Origin of the sequence: Streptomyces sp. WAC06614 (assembly GCF_003949795.1) — a bacterium.
In the GTDB taxonomy this organism is placed as follows: domain Bacteria; phylum Actinomycetota; class Actinomycetes; order Streptomycetales; family Streptomycetaceae; genus Streptomyces.
Genome location: NZ_RPRY01000288.1, coordinates 1 through 8,567, shown reverse-complemented (window position 1 = coordinate 8,567; position 8,567 = coordinate 1). Strand labels below are relative to the sequence as shown.

7 protein-coding genes and 1 pseudogene are annotated in these 8,567 nt (G+C 75.8%); 3 read left to right on the top strand and 5 right to left on the bottom strand.

All coding sequences use genetic code 11. The annotated features are described in order from the left end of the window. A partial coding sequence (locus tag EF918_RS28040) for an ABC transporter ATP-binding protein (protein ID WP_148141272.1) occupies window positions 1–1,626 on the top strand: 1,626 nt, incomplete at its 5' end. On the opposite strand, the gene EF918_RS39205 is transcribed toward EF918_RS28040, so the two are convergent. From EF918_RS39205 to EF918_RS36650, 3 genes and pseudogenes are all read right to left on the bottom strand, one after another. Then, window positions 1,613–1,882, bottom strand: a complete 270-nt coding sequence (locus tag EF918_RS39205; RefSeq protein ID WP_312847873.1) for a hypothetical protein — start codon at window positions 1,880–1,882, stop codon at window positions 1,613–1,615. The two genes, EF918_RS28040 and EF918_RS39205, sit on opposite strands and share 14 nt — an antisense overlap. Next, window positions 1,862–2,215: pseudogene (locus tag EF918_RS39200) on the bottom strand (calcium-binding protein); the annotation flags it as partial. The gene EF918_RS39205 and the pseudogene EF918_RS39200, both read right to left, overlap by 21 nt. A 192-nt stretch (window positions 2,216–2,407) precedes the next feature. Continuing rightward, window positions 2,408–2,689, bottom strand: coding sequence for a hypothetical protein (locus EF918_RS36650; RefSeq protein WP_148141271.1), 282 nt, complete (start codon window positions 2,687–2,689; stop codon window positions 2,408–2,410). A gap of 343 nt (window positions 2,690–3,032) precedes the next feature. Between EF918_RS36650 and EF918_RS28030 the strand changes: the two genes are divergently transcribed. Beyond that, a complete protein-coding gene (locus EF918_RS28030; protein ID WP_125651721.1) occupies window positions 3,033–6,242 on the top strand; it encodes an amidohydrolase family protein in 3,210 nt (1,069 codons plus the stop codon). 29 nt (window positions 6,243–6,271) lie between these two features. Next, the gene (locus tag EF918_RS28025; protein ID WP_125651720.1) at window positions 6,272–6,775 is read left to right on the top strand and encodes an NUDIX domain-containing protein; all 504 of its coding nucleotides are present in this window, start codon (window positions 6,272–6,274) and stop codon (window positions 6,773–6,775) included. 108 nt (window positions 6,776–6,883) lie between these two features. On the opposite strand, the gene EF918_RS28020 is transcribed toward EF918_RS28025, so the two are convergent. Together EF918_RS28020 and EF918_RS28015 are read right to left on the bottom strand one after the other, a co-directional pair. Next, window positions 6,884–7,567, bottom strand: a complete 684-nt coding sequence (locus EF918_RS28020) for a hypothetical protein (RefSeq protein ID WP_125651719.1) — start codon at window positions 7,565–7,567, stop codon at window positions 6,884–6,886. Window positions 7,568–7,786: 219 nt separating this feature from the next. Further along, window positions 7,787–8,404: a 2'-5' RNA ligase family protein gene (locus EF918_RS28015; protein WP_260610745.1), complete on the bottom strand. Its 618-nt coding sequence runs from the start codon at window positions 8,402–8,404 to the stop codon at window positions 7,787–7,789. Window positions 8,405–8,567: the final 163 nt, after the last annotated feature.

Here is an 8,567-nt window from a genome sequence, read left to right as displayed (position 1 = left end):
GGCGGGGGCGGGCTCGGCGGGACACTGCCCTACGTCCTCGGCTTCGCCGGTGTCCTGCTGCTCTCGGAGGCGCTGTGGCGCCTCGGGCTGCACTGCCTGAACCGCGTCGATGCCCTCGGTATCGAGCACCTGTACGTGATCGGCATGGACGAACTGTTCGCGAAGGACGCGGCGTTCTTCCACGACAACTTCGCGGGCTCGCTGACCAAGCGGGTGCTGAGCTTCGCCTCCCGCTTCGAGGAGTTCGTCGACACCCTGACCTTCTCGGTCATGGGCAGCTTCGTCCCGCTGGCGTTCGCGTCGGTGGTGCTGTGGTTCTACGACCCGCTGCTCGTCGCCGGGCTGCTGGTGATGATCGCGGTCACGGGTGTGTGCGTGCTGCCGCTGATCCGCCGCCGCCAGGCGCTCGTCGGCGAGCGCGAGGAGGCGATCGCCCGGGTGTCGGGCCATGTGGCCGACAGCCTGATGAACATGGACACGGTCCGCGCGTTCGCCGCCGAGGACCGCGAGGCGGCCGAACACCGTTCGCGCGTCGCCGAGTCACGGCGGCTCATGCTGCGGTCGTGGGACTACGGGAACCTGCGCATCGACACGCTCGTCGCACCGATGTCCGTGCTGACGAACGTGCTCGGGCTGGTCGTCGCCCTCGCGCTCGGGGCCGCCGACCACGGGGTGGAGGCGGTCATCGTCGCCTTCACCTACTACTCCAGTGCCACCCGGATCATGTTCGAGTTCAACCAGATCTACCGTCGGCTGGAGAGCTCCATGACGGAGGCCTCGCAGTTCACGGAGCTCCTGCTCACCGAGCCGACCGTGGTCGACCCGCCGCGCCCGGAGCCGCTGCGGTCCCGGGCGGGCGACGTCCGGTTCGAGCGGGTGACGTTCGCCCACGGCGGCGGTGAGCCGTTGTTCAAGGACCTCGACCTGGACGTGCCCCGCGGCACCAGGATCGGCCTCGTGGGCCGGTCCGGCGGCGGCAAGACCACCCTGACCCGGCTGCTGCTGCGGATGACGGACGTCGACGGGGGCCGGATCCTCGTCGCGGGCCAGGACATCAGCCGGATGGCCCAGGCCGACCTGCGCAGCATGATCGCGTACGTGCCGCAGGAGCCGGCCATGTTCCACCGCACGCTGCGGGACAACATCGCCTTCGCCCGGCCGGGCGCCACGGAGGCCGAGATCCGCCGCGCGGCCGAGGCGGCGCACGTCACGGAGTTCGCCGACGTCCTGCCGGAGGGCTTCGACACCATGGTCGGCGAGCGCGGGGTGAAGCTGTCGGGCGGCCAGCGCCAGCGGGTCGCGCTCGCCCGGGCGATCCTGCGCGACGCGCCGATCCTGCTGCTCGACGAGGCGACCAGCGCCCTGGACTCGGAGAGCGAGATCCTCGTCCAGGACGCCCTGTGGCGGCTGATGGAGGGGCGGACGGCGCTGGTGGTGGCGCACCGGCTGAGCACGGTCGCCGGCATGGACCGGCTGGTCGTCCTCGACCGCGGGCACATCGTCGAACAGGGCTCGCACCAGGAGCTGCTGGACGCCGACGGCGCGTACGCCAGGCTCTGGCAGCACCAGTCGGGCGGGTTCCTCGACGACAGCGCCGCCGCCCGGGTGGAGGTCAGGGGCAGCTGATGCGGGTGTCGCCCGGGTCGGTGGTGCAGGTGTCGAAGCCCGGGCCGCCGTGGGCGGAGTCGTTGCCGCCGACCCCGTCGGTGATGGTGAGGCGGTCGTTGCCGTAGGAGCCGGTCAGGGTGTCGTTGCCGGGTCCGCCGATGACGGTGTCGTCGCCGAAGCCGCCGTCGACGTCGTCGTTGCCGGGTCCGGCGTGGACCGTGTCCTTGCCGCTGCCCGGGCGGACGGTGTCGTTGCCGCTCAGGGCGCAGATCACATCATTGGGGAAGCCGCCGGTGAGGGTGTCGGCGCCGCTGGTGCCGACGACGGTGCAGCCACGGGAGTTGTTCACCGCCGTCGTCGCGGTGGCGCTGTTGTCGCCCGGGGCCGGGTCCTGCGGCGAGGCCGTCGCGGACGCCCGGTCGGTGAGGGTGCCCGTGGTACGCGGCTCGGCGGTCACGGTGACCGTGGCGCTCGCGCCCGGGGCCAGGGTGCCCAGGGCGCAGGTCGCCCCGGTCGCCGTGGTGGTGCAGGTGCCCTGCGAGGGGACGGCCGACAGCAGGGTGCCGCCCGCGCCGGAGAGGGTGTCGGTCAGGGTCGCACCCGTGGCGTTCGCCGTGGACGAGGCCGCGTTGGTACGGGGCCGGCTCGGCGTCGCCCTCGGGGGGCGCGGTCAGCCCGATGCGGGTGGCCCCGCCGCCCTCGGCGGGGACGTGGAAGCTGACGCCCGTGCCGGCCGGCTGTGCGCGGTTCAGGTACGTCTGCCAGGAGGGGCCGGCGGAGACGATGCGGCCCGTCACCTTCACCTCGGGTCCGTCCACCCGCACGCAGTCCACCCTCGAATCGCCCAGTTGAGGTGCGGCCGCCCGTCATCCGTCGGCGGCCACCGGTGCTGGATGCGGAACGCGCCCCAGGACCGGGCCTCGGACCGGGAACGGGCCGGGTCGCCGTCACCGCTGCCGTTGCCGTTGCCGTGCCGGCCGGGCTGCGGGACGAGGCCGAAGGCGTCGACGGAGATCCGTGTGTCGTGCTCCGGGACCGGGTGGGCCGTGCGGGCCCACCCGCTGATGCCGGCCAGGCCCACGCCCGCCGTGGTCGCCGGGCCGCGGTCGGCCGGGGCCGGCGCCGGGGCGGCGGTGGCCGGCCGGGCCGCCAGGGCGGAGGTCGCCGCGGCGGCACGAGCGGGAGGGCGAGCGGGAGAGCCCGCGGCAGGGCGAGGCGGCTCCGGGGCGGCGTCGTCTTCCTCGTCGGCATCCTGGCTCCTTCTGCTGGTCGAGGTGGTCCCGACCTCGCGGAGCCGCGCGAACCGGCCATCCTGCCGCGGGCCGAAGCCATCTCCCCGGGGCGGGGGAACCCCGTCCGCCCCGGGTCGTTGGAGCAACCGGTGAACTGACTTTCGCAACGGGAAGCGGGTGGCCGGGATGCCCATGGCACGCAGGACGATCCTTCGGGCGGCGGCGGTGGGGGCGCTCCCCCTGCCGACGGCGGTGGCGGGCGGGTCGGCCGCCGCCGCGGTGGACGCCGTACGGGGCCCGGGGACGGCGGCCGCCGCGGCGCCGGCCGGGGACACGGTGCGGCTGCGGCTGACCGCCGCCACCAACGGCGCCGCCACCGCCGTCGGCGACCGGGTGGTCGCCGAGGTGCAGGGGGTGCTGTGGTCGCTGCCCGCCGACGGCTCCCCGGCCACCGCCCTCACCCCGCCGGACCTGGAGCCGACCCGTCCGGTCCTGTCCCCGGACGGCGGGCGGCTCGCGGTCGCCGCGTACCGCAGCGGGAACTTCCACATCTGGCTGATGGCGGCCGACGGTTCGGGGCTGCGCCCGCTGACCGAGGGGCCGTTCGACCACCGGGCGCCGTCCTGGTCCCCGGACGGCCGGACGCTGGCGTGCTGTTCCGAGCGCGACGGGGACCCGGTCACGGGCAGCCCGTACCGGATCTGGGCCCTGCCCGCCTCGGGCGGTGCGCCCCGGCGGCTGACCGGGCGGCAAGGGCAGCAGGGGCCGGGCCAGGACGGCGGGTGGGAGGACTTCGACCCGGTCTGGGCGGCGGACGGCGGACGGGTGCTGTTCGTACGGGGCACGGTGGCCGCCGACGGCACCCTGACGGCACGGCTGCTGGTGTCGGTGGCGGCCGACGGCAGTGGCCCGGTGCGTACGGAGTACACGGCGCCGGAGGGACGGCTGCTGGCCCCGGCCGTCTCGCCGGGCGGCCGGACCGCGTGGCTGTGCGCGCTGCCCGGACCGCGCCGGGCGGAGACCGTCACCCTGTGGGTGGACGGCCGGCGGGTCCCGCTCGACGGCGACCTGGCCCCCGCTCCCCCGCGCTGGGTCGGCGACGACGGGCTGCTGGTCACCCTGGACGGCCGGTTCCGGGTGATCCGCCCCGACGGCGACCCCTCCGGCCGGGGGCCGGGGCGGCTGCTGCCCTTCCACGCCGAACTGGCACTGCCCCGCCCGCGCCACCGGGTCAAGGAGTACGACCTGGAGGCCGCCCGGCCGCGGCCGGTCCGCGCGCTCCACCTGCCCTCGCTGTCGCCGGACGGCCGGACGGTGGCGTTCGCGACGCTGGGCGCGCTGTGGACCGTCCCGGTGTCCGGCGGGGCTCCGCGGCGGCGGGTCCAGCTGCCGCCCACCGCGTACGTCCAGGGTCCGGTGTGGAGCCCGGACGGGCAGGCGCTGGTCTACACGCACGACCGCGGCGGGCTGAACACCGTCCACCGCACCCGGTTGTCGGGTGGCCCCGAGGAGGCGCTGGGGCCGGCCGGACGGGTGTACGGGGCGCTGTCCCCGGACGGGACGCGGCTGGCGGCCTTGGATCTGACGGGCCGGCTGCTGGTCCGGGACCTGGCCTCCGGGACGGAGACACCGCTCGTGGCCCCGCTGGGCGGCGGCGGGCTGCCCGGCATGCCGAGCTGGTCACCGGACGGCCGCTACCTCGCCCTGTGCGACCGCAATCGTCTGAACCACCGCTTCCGCGAGGGCCACAACCTGATCCGGATCGTCGACACCGGCACCGGCGCCGCCCGGCTGCACGCCCTGGCCCCGCACGTGTCACTGTCCGACCGGTACGCCTCCGGACCGGTCTGGTTGCCGGACGGGCACCATCTGGCCTGCGTCGCGGAGTCGGCGCTGTGGCTGCTCCCGGTGGGCCCGGACGGCTCGCCGGCCGGTCCGGCGCGCCGGATCACGGACGAGCCGGCCGAGCACCCCTCCTGGGCCTCGGACTCCCGCACCCTGCTCTACCAGTCCGGTGCCCGTTTGCGGCTGCTACGCCTCACGGCCGAGGGCACGCCCGAGGGTCCGGCCCGGACCGTACCGGTGATCCTGGACCACCGCCGGCCCGAACCGGTGGACACGCTGGTGCGCGCCGGGCGGTTCTGGGACGGCACGGGGGCCGCGCCGCGCGACGAGGTGGACATCCTGATCCGCGGGGGCCGGATCGCCGCCGTGGAGCCCCGGCGTGCGGGCCGCCGCGCTCCCCGGGCCGCCCGCACGGTGGAGGCCCGGGAGGGCACCGTCGTGCCCGGCCTCTGGGACACGCACATGCACCCGTACGCCAACACGTACGGGGCCCGGCAGGGCGTGACCGCCCTCGCGTACGGGATCACCACGACCGTCTCCCTCGGCGGCTCCGCCCAGGAGCAGGCCCGGCTCCGGCAGGACGTGCTGGCCGGGCGGCTCGCCGGCCCGCGGCTGCTGACCTGCGGGGAACACCTGGACGGCAGCCGGGTCGCGTACACGATGAGCAGGGCGCACCGCACGAGGGAGGGGGTGGCCCGGTCGCTGGCGCGGGCCGCGGAGCTGGACTGGGACGTGGTCAAGACCTACGTACGGGCGCCGGCCTGGCTGATGGCGGAGGCGGCCCGGTTCGCGCACGACCGACTGGGGGTGCCGGCCGGTTCCCACCTGTGCGCGACGGGCATCGCCACCGGGCAGGACCTCACCACGCACCTGGTGGCCACCGAACGCGCCGAGGCGGGGCACGGCGCGACCCCGCAGGGGTACGCCTACCAGGACGCCGTCGAGCTGTACACGCGGGGCCGGTTCCATCTGATCGCCACGCCGTTCACGGCGCTGCCGCTGCTCGGCGAGGACCCGGCGGCGGCCGAGGACGAACGGGTGACCCGGCTGATGCCGCCGTGGGACGTGACCGCCGTCAGGGCCGCGGCCGCGAAGCCTCCGACGGCGGACCAGTTGCTGGCCCTGGAACGGGAGACGGGCGTCTACCGCCGCATCCTGGCCGAGGGCGGCCTGGTCGCCCTGGGCACGGACGCCCCGTTGGTCCCGGTCGGACTCCATCTCCACCTGTCCCTACGGGCGTTGCACCGCTACGGGCTGACCCCGGCCGAGGCCCTGGCGACGGCGACCCGGCTCCCGGCCCGGGTGTTCGGTCTCCAGGACCGCCTGGGCACGGTCGAGCCGGGCCGCATCGCCGACCTCACGGTGGTCGACGGCGACCCGTTCACCGACTTCGCCGACCTGATCCGGGTCCGTGCGGCGATCCGCGGCGGCACGATCCACGAACGGGCGGCACTGGTGGGCGGGTTCCCGGCCGACGGGACCGACGGCGGGGCGCCGTGCCGGGCTCGGCCGGTATCCGCGGGTGGCCCTGGACCACATCGGCCTATGCTTCCGTAACTCCCCGAACCGGTCGAAAGGAGCTCGCCGTGAGCAAAGAGTGGCTGCCTCCCGAGGAGTTCGCCGCGACCCTACCGAAAGCCGGCGTGTTCGGGGCCGTGTTCTTCACCGACGAGGACGACCGGCCCGTCCAACTGCGCGCCACCTACTCCAGCACCCACCCCTGGCAGTGGCCGGGCGGTGTGGCCGAGGCCGGGGAGCGGCCGTGGGAGACGGCCGTACGGGAGTGCCGTGAGGAGACCGGACTCCACGTCCCGGGCCCGCCGCGGCTCCTGGCCACGGTGTTCGGGCTGCCCGGCAAGGAGTGGCCGCTCGCCACGGTGGGGTTCGTCTTCGACGGCGGCCGGCTCCCGGCAGCACGACTCGCCTCGATCGTGCTGGACCCGGACGAGCACGACGAGGTCCGCGCCCTGACCGTGTCCGAGTGGCGGGACCTGATGCCGGCGCGCGACCACGCACGGCTGGAGGCGGTCATGGCCGCCCGCCGCCGCGGGGTCCCCGCCTACTTCGACACGTGGGACTGGGAGGGCTGAAGGGGCATCGGTCCGCCTGGACCGAGCATCTCCTGGTGGCTGGAGCGTCACCGGGTCCGGCGTCCGTTCCCCGCGCCTCTCCTGTGTCCGGCCGTTGCGGCCGTGGCGTCAGTGGCCGCCGCGGGGTTCCTGGCAGCCGCCCTCCACGTAGGGGCCGTGGGACTCCACCTTCACGGGGGTGCCCAGGGTCCCGGTGACGCAGGGGCCCGTGCCGGGAACGGCGAACGCGAAGCCGAGGGCGCCGCCCGAGCGGTAGACCTCGCCGGAACGGGTGGGGTAGCCGAGGGCCTGGAGGGTACGGGCCAGTGCGGCTTCGTCCGTGGGGAGTTGCGTGCCGGAGCCCGTCAGCGCCTGCCGGATCCGCTCGGCGTGGGCCGAGCCGGTGCAGGCGCGGTCCGGGGTCAGCCGGACGGTGGTCTTGAAGGCGTGGTTCTCGGCGTACTTGGCCGCCTCCGGATCGGTCGGGCGCGGGTCCTCGGGCTCGACCGTGGTGGAGGGGGACGTCCTGGCCGCGGCGTCCTTGCAGCGGGCCGCCACCTCCGGGAACTGCCGGTCGTGCTGCTGCCGCCCGGCTTCGGCCGCGGAGGCTGCCGACGGAGGAGCTGCCGACGGAGAGGCGGAGGCTCGGGCTTCCGCCGCGGGGCCGGACGCGCCTGGGGCGCCGCCGCCCGTCGTGGTCACCGTGCCGCAGCCGGCGAGGGCGAGCAGGCCCACCGTGACCACGGCTGCCGCGGCGGTCCTGCCAGGGGTGGTGACGGTCGTTCCGGGGGCGGAACGGCTGGGTGGAATCACTACGGGCTCCCCTTCCCGTTCGGGCACATGATCGATACGAGTATGCCGGGTCGCCGGCGGGGCGGGGCCGTCCGCGGATCCGTACGCAGCTCGACCGCTCGACGTCCGGTCGGGCGGCCTCCTCTCGGCCGGCGCCCGGCCGAGTCCGTCCGGCGGGGCCGTTGCAGCCGTCGGGGCGTCGGGGCCGTCGCGGCCCTCGCGGCCCTCGCCGCCGCCGGGTCACGTGCTCCACGTGACGACGCCCGTGCCCAGCCCCACGCGGGCGCGTGGCCGCATGGGGTCGTCCGGGCCCCGCCGTGCCAGCAGGACCACCTCGTCCACGCGCGCGTCCGCGCTGCCGAGGCGGGCCGCGCACTCGGCGGCGAGCGGGGCCGGGTGCCGGGTGCGGCCCAGGGAGAGGTGCGGGGTGAACCGTTCGTGCCGGTCCCGGCAGCGCGGGAAGGGCTCGGCCAGCGCCTGCTGCAGCCGCGTCCACGGCCCTGCACCGGCCGCGGCGGGATCGAGCCAGACGGTGGAGTACGCCCGGTGCCGGAAATACCGTACGCCGCTCAGCCGGACCTGGAACGGCCGCTGTGCGGCCGCGACACCCGCGAGCAGCCGGGCGGCGGCCACGAAGTCCTCCTCGGGTACGAAGCCGAAGACGAGGTTGACGTGCGGGGGCCAGCGGCGGATCTGCGGGTCGTGGACCTGCCTGATGCTCTGGACCGGGCCCCAGAGCCGGTCCGGGGGCAGCCAGGCCACGGCGGTCCACGGCGTGGGCTCCACGTCGAGCCGTCCGGGCGGGCCGGGGGCGTGCCCCGGGGGGTCACCGGGGGCGTCGGTTTCCACGCAGCTCACGCTCTCGTTCCGCCGGCCGCAAGCCGACGGCTCGACGCCGCAGGCCGAAGGCTCCATGCCGCAGGCCGAAGGCCATTCCGCTTGCCGCCGGCCACCTGCCGCCTGCCGCCCTTCCGTGTCCCGTCCGGGCGGGCCCGCCCGCCCGGACGGGACACGGAAGGGC